This is a genomic window from Brevundimonas intermedia, from assembly GCF_027922165.1.
In the GTDB taxonomy this organism is placed as follows: domain Bacteria; phylum Pseudomonadota; class Alphaproteobacteria; order Caulobacterales; family Caulobacteraceae; genus Brevundimonas; species Brevundimonas intermedia.
The window spans coordinates 677976-698014 of the sequence record NZ_BSFD01000011.1; the positions used below are offsets into that span (position 1 = coordinate 677976).

At 66.1% G+C, this 20039-nt stretch carries 17 protein-coding genes; 4 read left to right on the forward strand and 13 right to left on the reverse strand.

What is annotated here, in order from left to right; genetic code table 11:
* Positions 1-23: 23 nt before the first annotated feature.
* The 8 genes from PKE72_RS16750 to PKE72_RS16785 all read right to left on the reverse strand — a co-directional run bounded on the left by PKE72_RS16750 (position 24) and on the right by PKE72_RS16785 (position 10610).
* On the reverse strand, positions 24-3002 hold the full coding sequence (locus PKE72_RS16750; protein WP_271166495.1) for a TonB-dependent receptor: 2979 nt from the start codon (positions 3000-3002) through the stop codon (positions 24-26).
* An 80-nt stretch (positions 3003-3082) separates the two neighbouring features.
* Positions 3083-4087, reverse strand: coding sequence for a FecR family protein (locus PKE72_RS16755; RefSeq protein ID WP_271166496.1), 1005 nt, complete (start codon positions 4085-4087; stop codon positions 3083-3085).
* An 84-nt stretch (positions 4088-4171) separates the two neighbouring features.
* The gene (locus PKE72_RS16760) at positions 4172-4675 is read right to left on the reverse strand and encodes an RNA polymerase sigma factor (RefSeq protein ID WP_267516305.1); all 504 of its coding nucleotides are present in this window, start codon (positions 4673-4675) and stop codon (positions 4172-4174) included.
* Between the two features lie 196 nt (positions 4676-4871).
* Positions 4872-7655 (reverse strand): TonB-dependent receptor, encoded by a 2784-nt coding sequence (locus PKE72_RS16765; RefSeq protein ID WP_271166497.1) that lies wholly within the window; start codon positions 7653-7655, stop codon positions 4872-4874.
* Between the two features lie 181 nt (positions 7656-7836).
* Complete coding sequence (locus tag PKE72_RS16770; RefSeq protein WP_271166498.1) at positions 7837-8469, reverse strand: DUF1190 domain-containing protein; 633 nt, start codon at positions 8467-8469, stop codon at positions 7837-7839.
* Between the two features lie 5 nt (positions 8470-8474).
* A complete protein-coding gene (locus PKE72_RS16775; protein WP_271166499.1) occupies positions 8475-8888 on the reverse strand; it encodes a DUF350 domain-containing protein in 414 nt (137 codons plus the stop codon).
* Positions 8889-8914: 26 nt separating this feature from the next.
* Positions 8915-9562 carry a DUF2491 family protein gene (locus PKE72_RS16780; RefSeq protein ID WP_271166500.1) on the reverse strand — a complete coding sequence of 216 codons (648 nt, stop codon included), beginning with the start codon at positions 9560-9562 and terminating at the stop codon, positions 8915-8917.
* Position 9563: 1 nt separating this feature from the next.
* Positions 9564-10610 (reverse strand): potassium channel family protein, encoded by a 1047-nt coding sequence (locus tag PKE72_RS16785; protein ID WP_271166501.1) that lies wholly within the window; start codon positions 10608-10610, stop codon positions 9564-9566.
* Positions 10611-10688: 78 nt separating this feature from the next.
* Here PKE72_RS16785 and PKE72_RS16790 point away from each other — a divergent pair, with 78 nt between their 5' ends.
* The 4 genes from PKE72_RS16790 (at position 10689) to PKE72_RS16805 (ending at position 13969) form a co-directional block, all read left to right on the forward strand.
* Positions 10689-11369 carry a YjfI family protein gene (locus tag PKE72_RS16790; protein ID WP_271166502.1) on the forward strand — a complete coding sequence of 227 codons (681 nt, stop codon included), beginning with the start codon at positions 10689-10691 and terminating at the stop codon, positions 11367-11369.
* A gap of 15 nt (positions 11370-11384) precedes the next feature.
* Entirely contained in the window at positions 11385-12125 is a 741-nt protein-coding gene (locus tag PKE72_RS16795; RefSeq protein ID WP_271166503.1) for a PspA/IM30 family protein, read from the forward strand.
* Between the two features lie 2 nt (positions 12126-12127).
* Complete coding sequence (locus tag PKE72_RS16800) at positions 12128-13294, forward strand: glutathionylspermidine synthase family protein (protein ID WP_271166504.1); 1167 nt, start codon at positions 12128-12130, stop codon at positions 13292-13294.
* 69 nt (positions 13295-13363) lie between these two features.
* Complete coding sequence (locus tag PKE72_RS16805; protein ID WP_271166505.1) at positions 13364-13969, forward strand: biliverdin-producing heme oxygenase; 606 nt, start codon at positions 13364-13366, stop codon at positions 13967-13969.
* Here the strand turns inward: PKE72_RS16805 and PKE72_RS16810 are convergent, their stop codons facing one another.
* The 5 genes from PKE72_RS16810 to PKE72_RS16830 form a co-directional block, all read right to left on the reverse strand.
* Positions 13970-15769: an acyl-CoA dehydrogenase gene (locus tag PKE72_RS16810; RefSeq protein ID WP_271166506.1), complete on the reverse strand. Its 1800-nt coding sequence runs from the start codon at positions 15767-15769 to the stop codon at positions 13970-13972. It abuts the gene before it with no gap.
* A gap of 78 nt (positions 15770-15847) precedes the next feature.
* The gene (locus PKE72_RS16815; protein WP_271166507.1) at positions 15848-16798 is read right to left on the reverse strand and encodes an aspartyl/asparaginyl beta-hydroxylase domain-containing protein; all 951 of its coding nucleotides are present in this window, start codon (positions 16796-16798) and stop codon (positions 15848-15850) included.
* 4 nt (positions 16799-16802) lie between these two features.
* Complete coding sequence (locus PKE72_RS16820) at positions 16803-18734, reverse strand: tetratricopeptide repeat-containing sulfotransferase family protein (protein ID WP_271166508.1); 1932 nt, start codon at positions 18732-18734, stop codon at positions 16803-16805.
* Positions 18731-19351, reverse strand: a complete 621-nt coding sequence (locus tag PKE72_RS16825) for an aspartyl/asparaginyl beta-hydroxylase domain-containing protein (RefSeq protein ID WP_271166630.1) — start codon at positions 19349-19351, stop codon at positions 18731-18733. The genes PKE72_RS16820 and PKE72_RS16825 overlap by 4 nt, the downstream gene beginning before the upstream one ends.
* Positions 19352-19356: 5 nt before the next feature.
* Positions 19357-19995, reverse strand: a complete 639-nt coding sequence (locus tag PKE72_RS16830; protein ID WP_271166509.1) for a sulfotransferase family 2 domain-containing protein — start codon at positions 19993-19995, stop codon at positions 19357-19359.
* Positions 19996-20039: the final 44 nt, after the last annotated feature.

Below are 20039 nucleotides of genomic sequence, written 5' to 3' on the forward strand. Positions count from 1 at the left end.
TTAAGAAAGACGTTGAAAGAGGTTCAAAGCGCCCAGCGCAGGCTGGCGGTCACACTGGGTCCGACGCGTCCGAGCTGCAGCAGGCGTCGCGTATCGTGCTCGTAGGCCAGGTCGGTCGTGTCGGTCAGGTTCGAGGCGGCGATGACCAACACCCCGCCCGACCCGATCTCGAAGGAGGCCTGGACGTCCAGATAGCCGGCGGCGCCGACGGTGAAGTCGGACACCCCTCCCCCCTGCATGTCCGCCTCGGACCGGAAGGCGGACCGCCAGGACCAGGACAGGCCGACCGCGAGCGGTCCCCGCTCAAAGAAGGGATTGATGGAATAGGCCAGGCGCGACACCCCCGCCAGGCTGCGCCCCCCAGGTCCATCACCATCCGTGAAGGTGCCGCTGGCCCACAGGCCGAAACCGGACGACAGCCGGCGATGGAGCCCGATCTCCAGGCCGCGGCTCGTGGCGCGGCCGAGATTTGCGGGCCGAGACATCAGCACCTCGGCGCGCACCAGGGGGCCGGCGCGGGTCTCGAACACCAGGACCTCCGGCGCCTCCACCAAGCCGATGAAATCGTCGATCGCCTTATGGAAGATCGCGACGCTGAGCGCGCCCTGCGGGAAACTCCATTCAAAGGACGCGTCGAGATTCGTGGACATATAGGGACTTAGATCCGGGTTCCCGCCGACCCCGGTGAAGATCGAACCCGGAGACGGAGCATCGATCTCGGCCTGTCCGCGTTCGTAGATGTTCGAGACGAGCGAGCTGGCGGGCACGGTCGCCAGACGCAGATCGGCCAGCGACGGCCGGGTCATTGTCCGTGACGCCGCGAGCCGCAGTCGGCGCCCCTCATCGACATCTAAGGCGATGTTGAGACTGGGCAGAAGGGCCGTGTCGGAACCGGCGTGAGACACCGGACGGATGGCCGCGCCCCCGTTCTGCCCCGCGTTCAGAAAAGCGCCATTCACCTCCGTGCGCGTCGTAACCAGGCGAAGTCCGAGGTTGCCAAAGAAGGGCGTTCCGGCGGCCTGTCCCTCGAAGTCGGCACGGCCGTATACGGCGCCCACACGCTCACCGACCGCATAGGAGTTCTGCAGATCCGCGCCGGTCGGGACCAGGGCGTCAGGGTCCACGCTGAGCGTGTCGCTTTCCCCGAGAATGAGAAAGGCGTCCTGAAACAGGTCGAAGTCAGCCGCAGCCCAGCGTCCGGAATGGCGTCGGATCAATTCGTTGAATACACCGTCATGAACCCGCGCGACTAAAAAGGCGGACGTCACCTCGGCGCCGGTCCTGAGCGAAGCTTCGCGATCCCGCCTCTGATAGTCTCGTGACCGGTCGCTGATCTGGCCGCCGAACCGCACGTCGACAAGATCCATTACGCCCAGCGGCACATCCACCGGACGCCGTACATCGACGAGCGCCGTAAGGTCGTCGTCGACAGATTCAATCGCCCGCACGCCCAACCGCTTAAAGGCAAAGGCCGAAGCGTCGGTGAGGTCGAGGTCGGTCTCCAGCAGCGCCGCCTGACGGTCAGACGCGGCGTCGCGGACGTCAAACCCATAGGCGGGCGGCGTAGTCGCACGGAAGGAAATCCGCTCCAGCGGCGTATCCAACCGTGATCGCGCGCGGGACAGGCTGATCCGAGGCTTGAGCGTCCATTCGCCGACCGTCACCGTCGCCACGCCGGACGCCACGACGTTCAGATGCGCCTGTTCCGAAAACTCGGTGTTGTTGTCGATCGTGCCGGCCTGAACAGAAGCAGCCGTGACCACGCCGTCCTGAATGAACGCCGTCGCATCGGCCGCCTCCAGCAGCCCCCCCAATCCATAGGCGATCCTGTCTTCACGAATGGTGTTGTCGAAGGTCGACACCAGCCCGTCGAACCTCAGTCGAACCGACGGCGACGCCCGCCATTCCCCGCCTAGAAAAACGCTGCGCCTCAGCCGATCCTCGTGTTCGACGGTCGTGCGGACGTCGTTCGGCGCCATGACATCTTCGCCGTCGATCCTGACCGCCGTATAGCGCCCGACCTGGAAGCGGTCGTAGAGGACAGACCGCCCCTCCTGAGACATCCCCCCGACCAGTCCCCAGTCCCCGTCCCCGGACACGAGCCGACCCGCGACGGAGATATCCGTCTCCGGCCGGCGCGTGCGCGCCTCCACCGCAACGCCGCCTCTGACGCTAACGAAAGGATCGCCGTCCAGCCCCCCGATGGTCTCAATGTCGATGTTCGACCCGATCCCGCCTTCAATCAGATCCGGCGTCGCTGACTTGGTCAGTTGAGCCCCCGCCAGCAGATCGGCCGACAGGGCGCGGAATCGGAACTGACGGCCGCTCTGGGTCGAGTTGCGGATGTTCTCATTGAACGCGACCGGCGCCCCGTTCAGCGTCACCGACTGAAACAGCGGCCCCAGCCCCCGAACACTGACGAACTGCCCCTCGCCCACCTCCCGCTCGATGGCCACGCCCGGCACGCGCTGCAAGGCCTCGGCCAGGTTCGCGGCGGGCAGTTCGCCGATCCGGGTCGAAGAAGCGCTGTCGGATATGACATCCGCGGCCTGCTTGCGGCGCAGGGATTCTTCGATCTGCTCCGACCATCGCCCGACCACCGTGATCGATTCCAGCTCTGCAGCCGGCAGAGGCGCGGGTTCAGGCGGCGCCGGCGCCTCCGTCCAGATACGCACTCCACGAGCGCCGATGAAGCGGTGCCTCAAGCCCGTTCCTTCAAGCATCTGGCGCACGGCCGCGCGCCAAGACATCCGTCCCCGAACCGGCCGGCTGAGCCGCAACTCGTCGGCAGGCGCGACAAACGCCAGTTCGCATCCGGCCGAAACGCAGAGCTGCACCAGGGCGCGTCGGGCGTCTTGCGCGGGGATGTCGAAGTCGCGCATTCCCTCCTGCGCCTCGGCGGACGAGGTCCATCCGCCGACAGTCAGGAAGGACAGGGCTGCGACCATCGCGACCACGTCACGTCGCGCACCGAACGGCGTCGATGGTGCGGGCGGTTTCACGCGGGCCGTGCCTTGCGACAAGAGGGCGAACAACAGAAGCGCAACGCTTAGCGCGCTTGCGTGACAGCTCTGCGATAGACCTAGTCGGCGCGGATCAGGGCGCGACCGTCTGCGGTATGCTCGACAGTGATCGGCAGCAGCGCGTCCATGCGATCGATCAGGCCCGCCTCGCCTGTCAGGGGCAGCACGGCTGTGACCCTCATATCGGCCAGAGCGGGATCGGCGATGACCATCGGCGTGCCGGCGTATCGTCCCGCCTCATCAATCACCACCGACAGCGGCGTGTCGTGGAAGACCAGCCTGCGCTCACGCCAGGCGGTGGCGGCATCGACGTCGATCCGACGTACACGCAGTCCATCCCGTCCCGGCGTGAACACCGCCTGCTGGCCAGGCGCCAGGGCCACAGCCCGCTCCAGCGCGCGCGCCTTGCCGACGTCCGTACGGCCGATGGCGACCCGACCTTCCAGCAGGGACACCTCCGCCTGACTTTTCCTCAGCGCCACGGCGAACCGCGTGCCCGTGACGATCACCCGGCGATCCTCGGCGGCGACCTGGAAGGGCTGTTCGGCATTATGGGCGACGTCGAAATAGGCCGCGCCCCGCAGCAGCACCACACGCCGGGCGTCGCGACTATAGGCGACCTGGATCCGCGTATCGGCGTCCAGCGTGACGCGAGACCCGTCTTCAAGCGCGACATCGGTGATCTGACCCGGCGCGCTTGCATAGAGACGACCCGCCCGGACGGGAGGCTCCCGGCCCACGCCGGGTAAAACCAGAACGAAAGCGGCCAGGGCCGCAACCGCGCCGGTCGCAAGGCCGCCTGCGATCAGAAGACGCCTTTGCGAACGGACCGCCCGCCGCCTCAGCCGCGCCAGATCGGCCGAGAAGGCCCCGCTCAGCGGCGACAGCTCCGCCAGACCAGCCTTGGCGGCCTCGTACTGTTGCAGGTGGTCGTCGTCCGCCTCCAGCCATTCGAGGAAAGCCGCCTGATCACGTGCAGGGACGCTGGGCCGACGCATGCGCGCCAACCAGGCTTCGGCAGTTTGCGGCCGACGATCGAACAGGGATGTCAGGCGCTGGATCATGCGCGAACGAAACGCTCCGGGACGCGGCTGGGGGACAGGGCGCCGACGCCTTCAATATTCACAACGACAGTTTCACCGCACACCTCAGCCATCACGTGAAATCTTCAGCTGACGGAGGGCTTCGGCGATATGTTTCTCGACCATGCTCACCGATACGCCCAGGCGTTTGGCGATCTGGCCGTAGGTCTGATCTTCGAACCGGTGCAGAAGAAAGGCGTCGCGGGTTCGCGGCGGCAGGGCGCGGATCACCCGAGCTGCGGCGGCCAAATTCTCGCGTCCGATCAGGTGTTGGTCGGCCGCCGGCGTATCGCTGGCGACGGCGCGCGGCCCGGCGTCCAGCGAATGAATATCGTCGGTCCCGCGAACACCCGCCCGGCCCGCCGCCTTCCAACGGTCCGTCTGCAGATTGCGGGCGATGACGAACAACAGGGGCCGGGCGTCGGGGCCGGAAAGGTCATGCCCGGCCCGGTGAAAGCGCGTGAAGGCTTCCTGCACGACGTCCTCGGCATCCTCGACCGACAGCCCCTTGCGCTGGACATAAGCCATCAGGTCGCGACGCAAGGCCGCAAATAGCTGATCAACCGCCATGGCGGCCTCTTCGCAGGGCGTCAGGCGAGAATATGCGAAGACGCCCCCTCCTCGCGGAAGGGGCGTCACGCCAGGCCTTGTCCCGAGGCGGGACCCCGCAGCCCCAAAGGGCGAACTCGGTCCCGCGGCCGGGGAAGGCGGCGGACGACGTCGATCGCTCCCCGCCCTCAACATGACATCCACGCGTTGGAATGGATCAGAACTCCATCCGCAGGCCGAAGTTGATGCGGCGTCCCGACTTTTCGTACATGGTCGGGAAGGACGGATCCATCGTATAGCCCTTGGTCGCCTCATCCGTGACGTTGATGCCTTCCAGGTTGAGTTGAAGGCTGTCGGTCACATTGTAGCTGGCCGACAGATCGAGCTGGCCATAGCCCTCGCGAGTGATCGGATACATCTCGTAGCCGATGGCTTCGACATATTCGTCCTTATAGTTGTAGGACGCCCGCGCCTGGAACTTTGCGTTCTCGAAGAACAGGGTGACGTTGTAGGTGTTGTCGGCCAGACCGATGGGCGGCGTGGGAATGCCAAGGGTCGAGGAACCGGTCAGCGAGCTGTCCAGCACCGTATAGTTGGCGTTGATCCCGAACCCTTCCAGCGGGGCGTAGAACTGGCCGAACGGCACCACGGCGACCAGCTCGACGCCGCTGACTTCATACGAACCCGGCTGGTTGATCGGCTGATAGACGTCGAACTCGTACACGCCGTCGATCGTGCCGTTGGCGTTGTACTTGGTCACGTTCGGCACCGTGCCCGTCAAGGCTTGGCGCACGACGCCCTCGATTTCCTTCCAGAAGTACGAGACCGCCAGCAAGCCGCCGTCGCCCAGATACTGTTCCAGGCCCACTTCCCACTGTTTGGCATAGGTGGGCTTCAGGTTCGGGTTGCCGTCGGTGAAGCGGAACGAGTTCCAGCTGGCCGTGCGCTTGTAGGCCAGATCGGTCAGGGCCGGACGGATCAGGGTTTCCGAAGCCGCCGCGCGGAAGATCAGGCTGTCGGTCAGATCGGCGGTAATGTTCAGGCTGGGCAGAACCTTGTCATAGCTGCCGTCGCTGGACACCGGCGCCGGGGTATAGCCGGTCGAGCCGTTCGGATTCTGGATCTGGTGATAACCCGACGAAGTGATCGAGGTATCGATGTAACGGGCGCCGCCGTTGATCGCGACCGGCACTGGTCCCAGGTCGAACTCCAGGTCGGCCATGGCGTAGGCCGCCAGAACCTCTTCCGTCACCTCGTAGTAGTCGGCGACGTTGAAGGGCGTGAAGAAGCCGTCGTAGCGGAAGGTGCGACGAGCATAATCGTTCGACACCTGGCTCCAGGTCAGGTCGCGGATGCTGTAGTCGCCGCCGGGCACAAGGTCGCCGATCGGGGTCAGTTCGCTCTGCGCCAGGGTGCGGGTGTTCAGCCAGGCGGTGCTGCCGGCCGTCGGGCCCTGGATGTTCAGCGAACCGTACTGACGCTCCTTGGACTTGTCGGTGTAGCGCGCGCCGACCTGGACGCTCTTCAGCGCCGGGAAGAAACTGAAATCGAGATATTTGGTGAAGTCGATCTGGGCGGCGTATTTGTCGTCGTTGATCGCTTCGTATGTGGTCTCATACGCCTCGAACAGGTAGCGCGACGGCGAGTTGTACATGTCGAAGCCGGCGGACGTCGCGCTTGGTATGGTCTCGCCGCCCTCGGCCGTCCAGCGGGTCCGCGACGGCGCATAGGCGACGTGCTTCAGATTGGCGTTGTCCAACGTCTTCTCGGCGCCGGAATAGCCGGCGATGGCGTGCAGCTTCCAGCTGTCCCCGCTCCAGTTCAGTTCGGTTCCGAACTGCTGGTAGTCGGTGTTGTTGATCCGCTCCTTGCTGAGGAACTCGTGCTGGGTTGCGGTGTAAGAGACGTCACGCAGCACGACCATGTCGTAATCGGCCAGGGTGGTGGCGTCGTACTCATGAATGGTTTCCAGGGTCGAACGGCTGGAGGCCGAATAGGCCGCCGCATCATACTCGTCCTCGGTGGTCTCGTAACCGCCGACCATGGCGTCGAAGGCCAGGCTGAAGTTGGACGACGGGCGATACTGCAGCGCGATCGTTCCGCCCCACTGGTCCTGGGTGTTCAGATAGGCGCGGTCGCCGACCTTGTCCTGGAAGATGATGCGGTTTGTGACGCTGGTGTCGGCGCGGTTCGGCACCGAGATGCCGGCATCGCGCAGCAGAACCGCCGCCGCCTGCGTGCCCCGGGCGCCCGTGGACGTGGCCAGAAAGCGAGACATGGGACGGAAGTTGATGCCCGAGTTCGAGTCGGTGCGGTTGGTGCGGCGCGCCGTCGAGAACGACACCAGCGCCCCGAAATCGCCCCAGGTGTCGCTGGCCAGGAAGGCGACCTTGGGATCGACTTCTTCAGAGATCGAGTTGTAGGCGCCCTCGACCGAGCCCACAATCCGGCGACCGTCATAGTCGAAAGGACGGGCCGTCGAGATATTGACCGAGCCGGCGATGCCGCCCTCTTCATCGGCGGCGCGCGGGGACTTCTGGACCGTCACCTGCTGGATGATCTCTGAGGCGAAGATGTCGAACTCGACGTCCCGGCCGCCGCTGCCCGAGGCGGTCGCCAGGCCGTTGATGCTGACGAAGGTGAACTCGCTGGGCAGGCCGCGCACGGACACGCGCTGGCCCAGGCCCTTGTTGCGTTCGATGGTCACGCCGGGAATGCGCTGCAGCGCTTCGGCCAGGTTCTGCTCGGGGAAGTTGGCGACGTCGGTGGCGACGATCGAGTCCGAGAAGCCGACCGTCTTGCGCTTGATGTCCACCGCCTCTTCAAGGCTGCGGCGGTATGAGCCGGTGACGACGATCTCGTCGAGCGTGGCCGCATCGGCCCGGCTGGACGCGGCGACGACAGCGCTGTCGCCAGCCGGTGCGGCGGATTGCGCCAAGGCGACGAACGGCGTTGCGGCGACCACGGCGAACGCCGTCGTGCCAAGAATTCGGTTCTTCATTTGAGTAGCCCCCAGTGAGTTCTAGGCGCTTCAACGACGGGCTCTCAGCCCCCCTCAATGTGTGACAGGGCTTTTCATTCAAACTTCACGGCCCTGTCTTGTTCGGCCGATTTAGGCACGAAAAAACGGCCCGCAGGCGCATCCTGCGGGCCGCCGATCAGGCGACTCAATGTTCAGGGACTCAGCCGCCGTAGCTGCGCCCGCCGCCGCCGAACCCGCCGCGCGAGACGACCGTCGTGCGGCTCTGAACCCGCGTCGGCGCCTGACGCGCAACGTCGCCGTGTTCGCGGGCATTGGTGATGGTTCGACCGGTGCGATAGTCGCGGTAGGTGTAGCCGCCGCCATAACCGTTGGAGTAGCGATCCTCACGATCGCGATACAGCGGCCCGCCGCCGCGATAGCCGCCGCCGTTCAGCAGCTGGCCGACGACGAAACCGGCCAGCAGCGGTGTGAAGAATGAGCCGCCGCCCTGATTGTTCGGCTGGCACTGCGACGGCCCCCACTGGCCTTCGCACTCCTCGCGCGTGGCGTATCGAGGCGCTGTCTTGGCCGCCTCTTCCTGGGCCTTGGCGAGGGCGGCGTCGCACTGGTCGTCTGGGATGTCATTGGCGGTGCGGCATTCCTCCAGGGAGGCATAGGCCAACGCCGGCACAGGCTCAGCTTGAGGCGCCGGAACGTCGGGGGCGCCGCAGGCGGCCAGCGAGAAGCTGGCGGTGGCCATCAGACTGCTGACGTGCAGCACGCGCGACCTCTTCAGCCGCCGCATGGTGGTGGTTTGGGGCAGGTCGCCCGATTCCTTTTTGGGGTCGGTCATGGCGGTCACGACGTCATGCAGGCGGCGTTCAACAGGCCGACGCAGATGGAGATGGACGCCAGATAGACAGCCGCCGCGATCTCCCCCGCCTCAATGCGCACCACCAGATTACGAAAGGCCATACGGCTGATGGCGACGAAGACGACGATCTGAATTATCCCGGCCAGCAGGGCCCAGGCGACGAACTCCATCAGGCTGACGGTGTGCGACAGAGCCGAGGCCAAGGGCAGGACATAGCCGATCAAGGCCCCGCCCAGAGCGATGGCGGCGGCCGTATTGCCTTCGCGGATCAGCGTATGCTCGTGATACGGCGTGACCCACTGGTAGACCAGCTTGAACGCCACGGTGAAGGCGCCGGCCGCCGCAAAGGCGATGATGAAGGCGATCGCCCCCTGCTGAAATACGAACCAGTCGAACATTCTGTCTTGCCCCTCGAAGTGCGCCCTCAGGCGCGGAATTCGGCCATTTCCAACGGAATGCCGATCATGATTTCGTGCGTCGTCTCGCCGCCCTCGGGCTGCTGCTCCAGGGCGATCATCAGTTCGCGCCCGTCCGCCAGTTCCCGCGCGTACAACATGCAGGTCTGGAAGATCTTGGCATAGGGCGTGGTCGCGGCCCGGTCGTCCCAGATGGTTTCCCACAAGGTGACCGGCGGCTGGATTGCATCACTCTCGGCGAACCAGAAACGCGGATAGTCGGGCAGTTCCTCAGCCGCGCCGTGGAAGATCGGCGCCGACAGCCGGTCGCGCCAGACCCGACGCTCCCGCTCGCCCGGCGGATAGGCCGAGGTCCAGGGGATGAACAGGCTGAAGTCATAGCTTTCGGCGCCCGCCTCATCGTCGCTCATGGCCTGAAGCATGACGTGGTCGTCGGTATAGAAGCGATGCACGAACTGCCCGCCGTCCAAGCTTACCAGCCCCTGGGCCGAAATATCCAGCACATCGCGATCCAGGGCGAAATGAGTCTCGTTGCCCAGCCGGCGCCAGGCCAGCGGGTCCAGCGATACGGTGCGCCCCACGGTGATGTTGCGCACCGTCGCCAGTTTGGAGGCGGGCTCGACCTTGTCCGAAGATCCAAAAAGCTTCTTGAACATCTTACGCGTTTCCGGCCAGGCGGGCCTGATCCAGCCGGGCGGACGAAACATAGAACAACCGGTCGCCGGCCTCCACGGCCGTTTCCGCCGCCGGGTTGAAACGAGGCGTATCGGCGCCGTGCGGCTGGTGCGCCAGCAGGGTCGCGCGATGGTCGAGCAGCCCCTGCGTCAGCTTGCCGACCGATTGCGCCGCGCCCTGCCACTTAAGGCTGAACAGGGTGGCGCTTTCATCCAGTTGACTGGTCAGAGCGCTGATGACCTGACTGGAGCCCGGATCACGCGCCGAGCGCGCCAGCATCTCCGGACCGGACGACAGCACGATTTCGACCTTCGGGCAGTGCTGGGCCAGCAATCGCGCGCTGTCGGCGTCTTCAAAGAAACAAACGATGTGCGCCGTCACAGGCGCTGCCGCAGACGCGGCCAAGGTCGCGGTCAGGGTGTCGGAATCATTGTCGGCGTACACCAGAATCCGGCTCGCGCTCGCCGCGCCGGCCCTCGCGAGCCCGTCCGCTGAGGTCAGGCTTTCGCTCTGAACATAACGGATGCGCGAATCCAGATCGGCGATGACCTGACGCGTCACCAGGACCAGGGTCTGGCTCGTGTTCAGTTCAGCGCACAATTCGCTGATCATCTTGGGTGTTCGGGCCGGGTGATAGCCGATGAGAATGATCGTGTCGGTCATCTTGGAATAGTCTCCCTTTCCGGCCCGTCGCGCGCGCCAGATATCGCCGATAGCGCCCAGAACCTTGGCCACCACGGTCGTGAAGGCGGCGATGGCGCCGGGAAAGATCCAGATCGCGGTGATCAACCGTCCGGCTGCGCCTTGTGGGCTGAGATCCCCGTAACCTACGGTATAGGCGGTCGTCGCGTACCAGTAGATGAAAGTCACAGGCGGATGAAGCTCGGCCTCTCCCGACAAGGCCAGCAGGAGCCAGGACGAAACCGCATGGAATAGGATCAGCCCGGCCAGCATCCGCCAGTGCATATCGGCCATGGCGTGAAACGCCCGGTCGAAGATCAGCGCCAGTTTCATCCTCGGCAGCAGCATGGCATCCCCTTGCTCCGACCCAATTGATCGCAGACCCCTAGGCGAAGTCAAGCGTTCATGTTACGCGTTTCATGAAACATGCCCAGCGCCAGCCCGCCCTCGTCCGCCACCAATGACCGCATCCGTGCGTGGCGGCAGGCGCGTCGCGAGGCGGGATTGGTCAAGCTGGAGCTCTGGGTGCCCGAATCCGCCCGCGACGACGTCAAGGCCGCTGTCCGGGCCATCGTCACCGATTCCACGCGTGGCCCCCGCCTTGCGGGCCGGCCGCGCCGCCCCACTTCCGATTCCTTCACCCCTGGAGACGACCATCAGATGGACGCCGTGATCGAAACCCCCTGGACCGTGCCCGCCATCAAGGCGGCGATGGACGAATCCCCCCTGCTGCGCGAGGGCGAGATGACCTTGCGCGTGCTGGAGGGCGCCGAGCCTGTGCTGCTCGCGACCATGCACGAATACGGCGACCTGCCGATCTATCTCAGCGTCGGCGGCGCACAGATCGTCTGCTCGGTCCTGCTGTGGCCCGTCTCCGAACAGGCCGACCGCCACGCCTTCAACGAGTTCCTGCTGAAGGCCCAGCGCGTGGTGCCCTTGTCCAACTTCGCCATTACCAACGTCGGCGGCGAAGACGTGTATGAGCTGATGGGCGAACTGTCGTGCAAGACGACGCTACAGACCATCCTCATCGAACTGCGCACCCTGGCCGAGAATGCGATCGACGCCACTGAACTGCGTGAAACCTTCGGCGCCGAAGCCGCCTGATCCGGAGACCCGACCATGTCCATGCTCAGAAAACTCTCCGCCCTGTTCCGCGGCTCGGCCCATGATGCGGCCCAGGGCGTCGTCGACGCCAATGCGCTGAAGATTCTCGACCAGGAAATCCGCGACGCCGACAACGCTCAGGGCAAGGCCCGCGACGACCTCGCCGGTCTCGTGGCGCGCCGCCGCATGGCCGAAAACGAAATGGCCAGCTTCCGCGACCAGATCGCCAAATACGAAAGCTCGGCCCGCTCGGCCCTGGGTCAGGGCAAGACCGACCTGGCCCGCGAGGTCGCCAGCCGCATCGCCGAGCTGGAGGTCGAGATCACCAGCCGCGGCCCGCTGATCGAGGACATGAAGACGGCCGAGACGCGCCTGCGGACCGCCATCGCCTCCACCGACCAGAAGATCGAGACGCTCCGTCGCGAGATCGACATCGTCAAGGTCAATGACTCCGTCCAGCGCGCCCAGACCTCAGTCGCCCTGAACTCGGCCGGCGCCCAGTCGCGCATCGGCTCGGCCGCCGACAGCCTGCAACGCATCAAACAGCGCCAGGCCATCCAGGAAGAAAAGCTCAACGCCAGCCAGGCCCTGGAAGACCGCCGCACCGGCGCCGACCTGGACGCCAAGCTGCGCGAGGCCGGAATCCTGCCCGGTCATTCGTCGGCCGACGACGTCCTCGCCCGCCTCAGCCAGCCGACGGTGACGGTGGTCACGCCGCGCATCGGCCAATCTACGCCCGACAAAGACCCGGCCTGACCATGGAGCGTCTGCGCTTCGATCCCCGCACCGACTGGGACGCCAAGGCCGAGGAACTCGGCTTCACCTGGCGCCATACCGACGGTAAACCCTACTGGGACGAGACGGCGGCCTACGCCTTCTCGCTGGCCGAGATCGAGGACGGGATCGAGGCGCCGACCGAGGAACTGCACGGCCTGTGTCTGGAGCTAGTCAACGAGGCCGTTCAGTCCGAGCGACTGATGGAGCAGCTGGATATTCCCGAGCCCATGCGGGACTATGTCGCCGCCAGCTGGAAACGGGGCGACCCGTCCCTCTATGGCCGGTTCGACTTCGCCTATGACGGCCAGGGTCCGGCCAAGCTGTACGAGTACAACGCCGACACCCCGACCAGCATCTATGAGACGGCGGTGTTCCAGTGGCTGTGGCTGGAGGATCAGATCGCGGCCGGCGCCCTGCCCGCCGACGCCGACCAGTTCAACAGCCTGCACGAGAAGCTGGTCGACCGCTTCCGCGCCATCTTCCCCAACGGCGGCTTCGTCCACTTCGCCTCGGACGCCGAGTTCGTCGAGGACCGCCAGACGGTCCGCTTCCTCGAAGACCTGGCGCGTCAAGCCGGGCTGGAGCCCCAGTTCGTCGCCATCGACCAGATCGGCCTCAACGCCGACGGCCGGTTCGTGGACCACGAGAATTGGATCATACAGGCGATGTTCAAGCTCTACCCGTGGGAGCAGATGCTGCGCGACGAATACGCCGCCCCCCTGCCGACCGCCGACGTCACCGTGCTGGAACCGGCGTGGAAGAGCATCCTGTCCAACAAGGCCATCCTGCCCCTGCTGTGGGAACGGCACAAAGGCCACCCCAACCTTTTGGAATCCTATTTCGAAGGCGATCCAGCCGAAGCGGCGCTGGGCTCATCCTATGTCCGCAAGCCCCTGTTCTCGCGCGAGGGCGACAATGTCGAACTGATCGACCAGGGCCACAGCGCGGCCGAGGTCGTGGACGGCGGCTATGGCGAGGGGCGCTATATCCGACAGGCGCTGTGCGATCCACCCCTGTTCGACGGCAACCATGTCATCGTCGGGTCGTGGGTCGTGGGAACCGAGCCCGCCGGCATCAGCCTGCGCGAGGACACGGGCCGCATCACTCGCAACACCTCGCGCTTCGTGCCGCATTTCATCCGCCCATAATGCCCTCAGACCTACTTGCGATTTATTCGCAGGTAGGTTAGCTCCAGCCTCAGTAACCCGAGGCGTTTGATGACCGAAGTCGATACGAGCCGCGCCAGGCGCCTGAAGGCCGCCACCCACGGCGTTCACGATGGTCTGGATCAGGCGATCATGAAGGCGGAACCCTTCGCCAGCCGGGACGCCTATGCGGGCTTCCTGCGGGTTCAGCAGCTGTTCCACCTCGATATCGTCGCCCTCTACGACGCGCCCGAGTTGGCGAACACAATTCCCGATCTGGCCGACCGCAGCCGTTACCAGCAGGTCTGCAAGGATCTGGCCGACCTGGGCGCCGCCCCTGCGCCGGAAGACGACCAGCCCCGCTTTGGAGCGGGCGAACCGGTGGACGCGCCCACAGCCCTGGGCTGGCTCTATGTGGCCGAGGGATCGAATCTGGGCGCCGCCTTTCTCCTGAAGGCCGCCGCCGGCCTGGGCCTGTCGGCCGAGTTCGGCGCCCGGCATCTGGCCGCCTCGCCCGAGGGTCGAGCCAACCACTGGCGCAGCTTCACCGCCGCCCTCGACTCTCTCGACCTGACGGCCGACGAGGAGGCCCGGGTCATGGCCGGCGCCTCCGCCGCCTTCAGCCGCGTTCGCAGCCTGGTCGACCGGACCTTCTGGCCCGGAACCGCCGCCGCCTGATCAGAACCAGGCGTCCTGCATCGCCAGATTGGTGTCGTCCTTGCTGACCAGCAGGTCCAGCATCGGGGCGATCTTGGGCAGTTCCCAGCGGAAGAAATAGCGCGCGGCCTGGCGCTTGCCGTCATAGAAGTCGCCGCGCTTGCCCGCCGCCGCCAGCGCCTGCTCCAGCCAAATCCAGGCCAGGACCGCATGGCCCACGGCCTCCAGATAGGTCGAGGCGTTAGCCAGAGCCCGCTCCGGATCGCCGTCCTGCCACACCGTCGCCGTCGTCGCCCCGATTCGACCCATGGCCTGGGCCAGCGCCTCGCCATAGGGGGTCAGCTCGGGATCGCCCGACGCCCGCGCCACGGTGGCCATCACCGTCTCGCCCAGCAGTTTCAGGCCCGCACCGCCGTCCATGATCGCCTTGCGGCCCAGCAGGTCCAGCCCCTGAATCCCGTGTGTCCCCTCGTGGATCGGGTTCAGCCGGTTGTCGCGATAGAACTGCTCGACCTGATAGTCGCGGGTATAGCCGTATCCGCCCAGCACTTGGATCGCCAGGCTGTTCCCCTCCAGGCACCATTGCGACGGCCAGCTCTTGGCGATGGGCGTCAGCATGTCCAGCAGCCGCCCGGCCCGCTCCCGCTCAGCCGCGTCCTCGGCCGTCGTCTGGTCGTCGGTCAGCCGCGCGCAATACAGGTTCAGCGCCAGCGCCCCCTCGGCATAGGATTTCTGCGCCAGCAGCATGCGGCGCACGTCGGCGTGCTGGATGATCGGCACGGGCGGACTGGCGGGATCCTTGGCCGACAGGGGCCGTCCCTGCGGCCGGCCCCGCGCATAGTCCAGGGCGTGCAGATAGCCGGTATAGCCCAGGGCCGCCGCCCCCGCCCCAACGCCGATCCGCGCCTCGTTCATCATGTGGAACATGGCGGCCAACCCCTGGTGCGGCGCCCCCACCAGCCAGCCGACCGCGCCCCCCTGTCTGCCCGGCGCATGCCGGCCTTCGCCGAAGTTCAGCAGGGTGTTGGTCGTGCCGCGATAACCCATCTTGTGGTTCAGCCCCGCCAGGACGACGTCATTGCGTTCGCCCGGCGCGCCGCTCTCGTCCAGCAGTTGTTTGGGAACCACGAACAGCGAGATCCCCTTCACGCCCGCCGGCGCCCCCTCCATCCGCGCCAGCACCATATGGACGATGGTCTCCGACAGGTCGTGGTCGCCGCCGGAGATCCACATCTTCGATCCGAACAGCCGATAGCTGCCGTCGGCCTGCGCAACCGCGCGGGTGCGGATGTCGCCCAACGACGACCCCGCCTGTGGCTCCGACAAGCACATGGTGCCGAAGAACCGCCCCTCCAGCATTGGCCGCACATAGGCGTCGATCTGCGCGGCCGTGCCATGGGTCTTCAGCAGATTGGCCGCCCCGATGGTCAGGAACGGATAGGCCGCCGTGCCGACATTGGCCGCCTGGAACCAGGCGAAGCCGGCGCGCTCGATAACATTGGGCAGTTGCAGCCCGCCCAGCTCATAATCCTGCGACGCCGAGAACAGCCCCGCCTCGCGAAACGCCGCCAGGGCCTGAGCCACCTCGGGGATCATCGTCACCCGCTCGCCATCGAAGGTCGGTTCGTTCTGATCGGCCTTGCGGTTATGCGGCGCGAACGCGTCGGCGGCGATCTGGGCGCAGGTATCCAGCACCCCGTCGAACGACACCCGATCATGATCGGCGAACCGCGCCCGCTGCGTCAGCCGCTCGACGTCCAGCCATTCGTACAGAATGAAATCCAGATCGCGCCGGGACAGGATCAGCGAGGCGTCGGACATGCGAAGGCTCCGGAAACGCCGCCTTGCGGCGACACCCAGCCAGCCTAGGTCGCCGTCCTTAAGGCGGCAAGCGCGCCATCAGCCGACGCCCTGTTCCGCGACCAGATGCTGCAGCACCCGCTTCTCCAGCACCAGCAGGGCGCCGGCGCCATTGGTGCGCATCACCAGCCCCGCCGCCAGCGGCCTGACCGCCTGATGCACCGCCCCCGCCAGACGCACGAAATCGGGCCGCGCCCGCCCGCTGACGCCGTGCAGCGCGCACAGCTGACGCCAATCCTGGACGAAGCCCGCCAGCACCGCCCGGAACCGCTCGGCGCGCGCCTGAGCTTCGGCGCTGTCGACGGCGGGCGTCAGTTCTTGGCACAGATCGTCCACCAGCCACTGCACCTCCGCCGCCGGCATGACGGCGAACCTCTGGCCGGCCTCGGTCAGCAGTTGAGACCGTGCGGCGGGGTCCCAGGCCACCGTCCGCCACTGATCACGCGGCGGGGTCTGACCGCAGGCGAATTGCCAGAACGACGCCGTGCCTGTGGTGTCGGCGACCAGGTGGATCCGCTCGGCGTCGGACCGGTTCTCCACATGGTGCCGCCGCCAATTGTCGAAGATCCAGGCCTCGCCCGCCCCCATGTGCACGGCCTCGCCGTCGCAGTGGAACCGCACCTCGGGACGGGTGAAGACCGGAATGTGCAGCCGCACCCGCGTATGCCAGTGATAATTGATGTCGGCATGTTCCGGCACGCCTGCGCCGGCCGCCAGTCGCATCAGTCGCGACCGGCTCCACACCACGCCGAAGCCCGCCAGGACCTGGCGCAGATAGGGCGTCTGCTCCAGCCAGCGCGTCGGCGCCATCTGCCCATGGACCGAATCCGATTCCGTTCCGCCGGCGCTGATCAGACGCGCCGCGCTGTTGCCGTGCACGCGATCCGGATGCGGCCCCCACGCCTCGTCCGGCAGGGCCGCAATCTCGGCCTGAAGACGCTCGACATCGAACAGGATCGGAAGCTGAAAAAAGGGCTGCGACAGTCGCATGGGCTCAGTCCCTGTAACGGATCAAGGCGTCGCCCAGCGCGGCCCGAAGCGGCGCGAGCCAGGGTTCGTAGTTGCGCCATTGCGCCAGGCCGTCGCGACTGATCGGTCGCCGCACCTGTTCTGAACTGGGCGTGCGCACGCTGCGCCGGGTGTGGTGGAAGTCCAGACAGGCCGGTTCGAACGCCAGCCCGCAATGGGCCAGCATACGCCGCACCCCGCCGTCCAGATCCTCGACCAGATCCTCGTACTGAACCCTCAGCACGCGTCCCGGCAGCACCTCGTCCCAGTGCCGCATCAGGTCCAGATAGCTGCGGTAATAGCGGGCGATGTGGTCGATATCGTAGGTGAATTCCTGGTTGGTCGTGCCGAACAGCTGTTTCAGATTGCTGAAGCAACAGGCCATAGGCTCACGCCGCACATCGATGATCTTCGCCTTTGGCAGGATCAGATGGATCAGGCCGATATGCCAGAAATTATTCGGCATTTTGTCGATGAAGAAGGGCCGGCCATCGCGCCGATAGGCCTGCGTCTCGGCCAGGAAGCGTTCGCCCAGAGCACGCGCCTGATCCGCCGACATCTGAAGCACAGCCTCCGGCCGCACCGGCAGACCGCCATCCGGATCACGCCCGGACAGTTCGCCGGCGTAGCGACCGATCTCCGTCAGTTCTTGCGTCCCCTCGACCTGGGAATGCGAAGCCAGGATCTGTTCGATCAGAGTCGATCCCGAACGCGGCAAGCCCAGAACGAAGATGGGATCGGCGTCAGGCGCGCCCCAGTCGGCGCGGTCGGCGAACACCTCGGCCGTAAACGCTTGGACGGTGCGGACGGCGCAGGCCTCGGCCACCTCAGGCCTGTACCGGCCCAGCGAACGCCGGACCCCGTTGCCCTCGGCATACCACCGCCACGAACCGGCATAGTCGGCGCGATCCTCCAGCGCCTTGCCCAGGGCGAAGGCCAGATAGACCCGGTCCATCTCCTGCAAGTCCGGCCGCGCCGCCGCGGCCTGCAACCGCCCAATGTCCGCGTCGGAGAAGCTGTGGATCTTCAGATTGGCCAGGCTGAACCAGGCCACGCCATAGTCGGGCCTTGCGACCAAGGCGGCGCGATAGTCGGCCACCGCCTCCTCCAGCCGCCCCGTGACCTTCAGGGCGTTCGCCCGCCACAGGCAAAGCTCCGCCCGCTCGCCTCCGACAGCGGCGGTCCCTTCCAGCAGCCGCCCATAAATCTCGATCACCGGCTCATAGTCGCCCAAGGCGACGCAGGCCGCGGCGAACAGTTTCAGATAGTCTCGCCGCTCCGGTTCGCGCCCCAGCAGCCGCTCCGCCTCGCGCCGCGCCGCCTGCGGCTTCTGCCGCTGCAACAGCATCATGGCGTAGTCGAACCGCGCGGCCTCATAGTCGGGTGCGGTCTCCAGAACCGCTTCCAGCAGGCCCTCCGCTTCCTCCCCCGCGCCACAGGCCTGACGAATACGCGCCAGCAGACGCAAGGTCCCGGCCGACGGCCCCTGGCGATCCAGAACATCACGGATGACCGTCTCGGCTTCCACCAGATCGCCGTCGGCCAACAGGCTGTCAGCCGCGACGATCTCCGGCGGCAACCGCCTCAGCATCGCCAACCTCTGCGCCGCGCCGTCCGCCGGCCCGGCCTCGCCCCGCATACGGTGCAGCTGCTCCAGCATGTCCCAGCTGGCCGGTAGGCTGGGGTTCAGCCGAACCGCCTCCCGCAACGCCTCCAGCGCCGCCGCCGCATCGCCCATGACGACATGACAATGGCCGCGTTCCTGAAAGCCCCGGCTGAACCTCGGATAAAGGGCCTGCAGTTGCTCCAGCACCGCCAGCGCTTCGGGCGCGCGTCGCGCCGCGCGCAAATCTCTAGCCTGACGCAACAGGTCGTCGCGGTCCATCTGCCCGCCGTCGACCTCAGCCGCCGCTGTCATCGCGCCGCCTCGGCCGCCAGCAGCGGCGCCAGCCAGTCCGGATCAGGCTGGTCCGCGTCATAGTATTCGAAGATCAGATGAATTCGGTCCGTGGCGCCGCCGTTGCGCACCCAGTGTGGGCCCAGATTATTGACCTCCACCGCCTCGCCGACCGGGAACCGGTGCTCCTGGCCGCCGAAGAAGGAGACGACTTCAGGATTGGTCGTGATCGGCACATGAATCTTGTGCGGCCATTTGGCGGCCGGATTGGCGTCGATATGCGGATGGATCACGCCGCCTGCAGGCATCCGGGCCAGCATCACGCGAGGAAAGACGCCGCGCCCATAGCCATAGGCCTGAACCGCCTGACCCAGCACCGGCTCCAGCAGACCGCGCCACTCGCCCCAGAGTGGACGATCGTGCGAACGCCGCCAATCGCGCGGGCTGTCGACAAACCGGAACACGATATGCCGGGTCTGATCCAGCACCTCGAACTTGTTCGGCTTGCTGTGGTTTTCCGCATCCCAGACGGCTTCCGGAATCTCGAGCACAGAGGCGTGCAGGGCGGCGATATCGACTGGCCCCAGCTTACGGATCGCTGCGGTCTTTCGCGGATTGGCGGCGGGCGCGGCTAGCATGGCGATCACCGCAATCCTTCGAACGAATAGCCGAACAGGTCGATGTCCTGGGCATAGCGGGCCGCGACGCCGTCGATCAGTTCCTGATCATAATAGATCCGGTAATCCTCACGCTTGGTCCCGTTGACGCGGTCCAGCGGCCGCGACGGAATGCCGATGCGCGCGCACAGGCTGTCATACGACGCCTGCATCTCCTCCACCCGCCCGAACTGATCGGTCAGCAGCGTCTTGCCGTCCTCGTCCACCAGCAGGGAGGACTGGGACTGAAACAGGATGTGCTGCTCCGGCGGCTGCTGGAACAGAAAATGGCGCATCACGTCGCGCGGACGGCGCTGAAAGACGTCCCCGTCCCGCAACATGAAGGCGCAGTAGGAGACGAACCGGTCGAACGGATTGCGCACGAAGGCGAACTTGAAATAGTCGGCGAACGCCTCTTTGCCGACGTAGGGACGGACCTGCCGCAACGACAGATGCCCATGGCGGATGGCCGCCAGGTCTTCCCACGGGAAGCGTTTGTCGATGAACAGTCCCACCTGTTCCAGGTCCTCCTCGCCCATCTGCTCGCGCAGGGCGCGCCGCACCGCATGAGTGCCGGTCTTGGGCACGGCGGCGAAGATGAACCGGTGGCGGTGGGAAACGATCATGCTTCTGGACATCCAGAAAAGGGCGCCCCTCCCCCCGAAGGGAG

What these genes read in the sequence shown, in the direction of transcription:
- PKE72_RS16805 (WP_271166505.1), top strand. Translation starts at nt 13,364, where the DNA reads ATGACCGAAGTCGATACGAGCCGCGCCAGGCGCCTGAAGGCCGCCACC.
- PKE72_RS16755 (WP_271166496.1), bottom strand. Translation starts at nt 4,087, where the DNA reads ATGATCCAGCGCCTGACATCCCTGTTCGATCGTCGGCCGCAAACTGCC.
- PKE72_RS16795 (WP_271166503.1), top strand. Translation starts at nt 11,385, where the DNA reads ATGTCCATGCTCAGAAAACTCTCCGCCCTGTTCCGCGGCTCGGCCCAT.
- PKE72_RS16765 (WP_271166497.1), bottom strand. Translation starts at nt 7,655, where the DNA reads ATGAAGAACCGAATTCTTGGCACGACGGCGTTCGCCGTGGTCGCCGCA.
- PKE72_RS16775 (WP_271166499.1), bottom strand. Translation starts at nt 8,888, where the DNA reads ATGTTCGACTGGTTCGTATTTCAGCAGGGGGCGATCGCCTTCATCATC.
- PKE72_RS16800 (WP_271166504.1), top strand. Translation starts at nt 12,128, where the DNA reads ATGGAGCGTCTGCGCTTCGATCCCCGCACCGACTGGGACGCCAAGGCC.
- PKE72_RS16815 (WP_271166507.1), bottom strand. Translation starts at nt 16,798, where the DNA reads ATGCGACTGTCGCAGCCCTTTTTTCAGCTTCCGATCCTGTTCGATGTC.
- PKE72_RS16790 (WP_271166502.1), top strand. Translation starts at nt 10,689, where the DNA reads ATGCCCAGCGCCAGCCCGCCCTCGTCCGCCACCAATGACCGCATCCGT.
- PKE72_RS16810 (WP_271166506.1), bottom strand. Translation starts at nt 15,769, where the DNA reads ATGTCCGACGCCTCGCTGATCCTGTCCCGGCGCGATCTGGATTTCATT.
- PKE72_RS16770 (WP_271166498.1), bottom strand. Translation starts at nt 8,469, where the DNA reads ATGACCGACCCCAAAAAGGAATCGGGCGACCTGCCCCAAACCACCACC.
- PKE72_RS16780 (WP_271166500.1), bottom strand. Translation starts at nt 9,562, where the DNA reads ATGTTCAAGAAGCTTTTTGGATCTTCGGACAAGGTCGAGCCCGCCTCC.
- PKE72_RS16820 (WP_271166508.1), bottom strand. Translation starts at nt 18,734, where the DNA reads ATGACAGCGGCGGCTGAGGTCGACGGCGGGCAGATGGACCGCGACGAC.
- PKE72_RS16760 (WP_267516305.1), bottom strand. Translation starts at nt 4,675, where the DNA reads ATGGCGGTTGATCAGCTATTTGCGGCCTTGCGTCGCGACCTGATGGCT.
- PKE72_RS16825 (WP_271166630.1), bottom strand. Translation starts at nt 19,351, where the DNA reads ATGCTAGCCGCGCCCGCCGCCAATCCGCGAAAGACCGCAGCGATCCGT.
- PKE72_RS16830 (WP_271166509.1), bottom strand. Translation starts at nt 19,995, where the DNA reads ATGATCGTTTCCCACCGCCACCGGTTCATCTTCGCCGCCGTGCCCAAG.
- PKE72_RS16785 (WP_271166501.1), bottom strand. Translation starts at nt 10,610, where the DNA reads ATGCTGCTGCCGAGGATGAAACTGGCGCTGATCTTCGACCGGGCGTTT.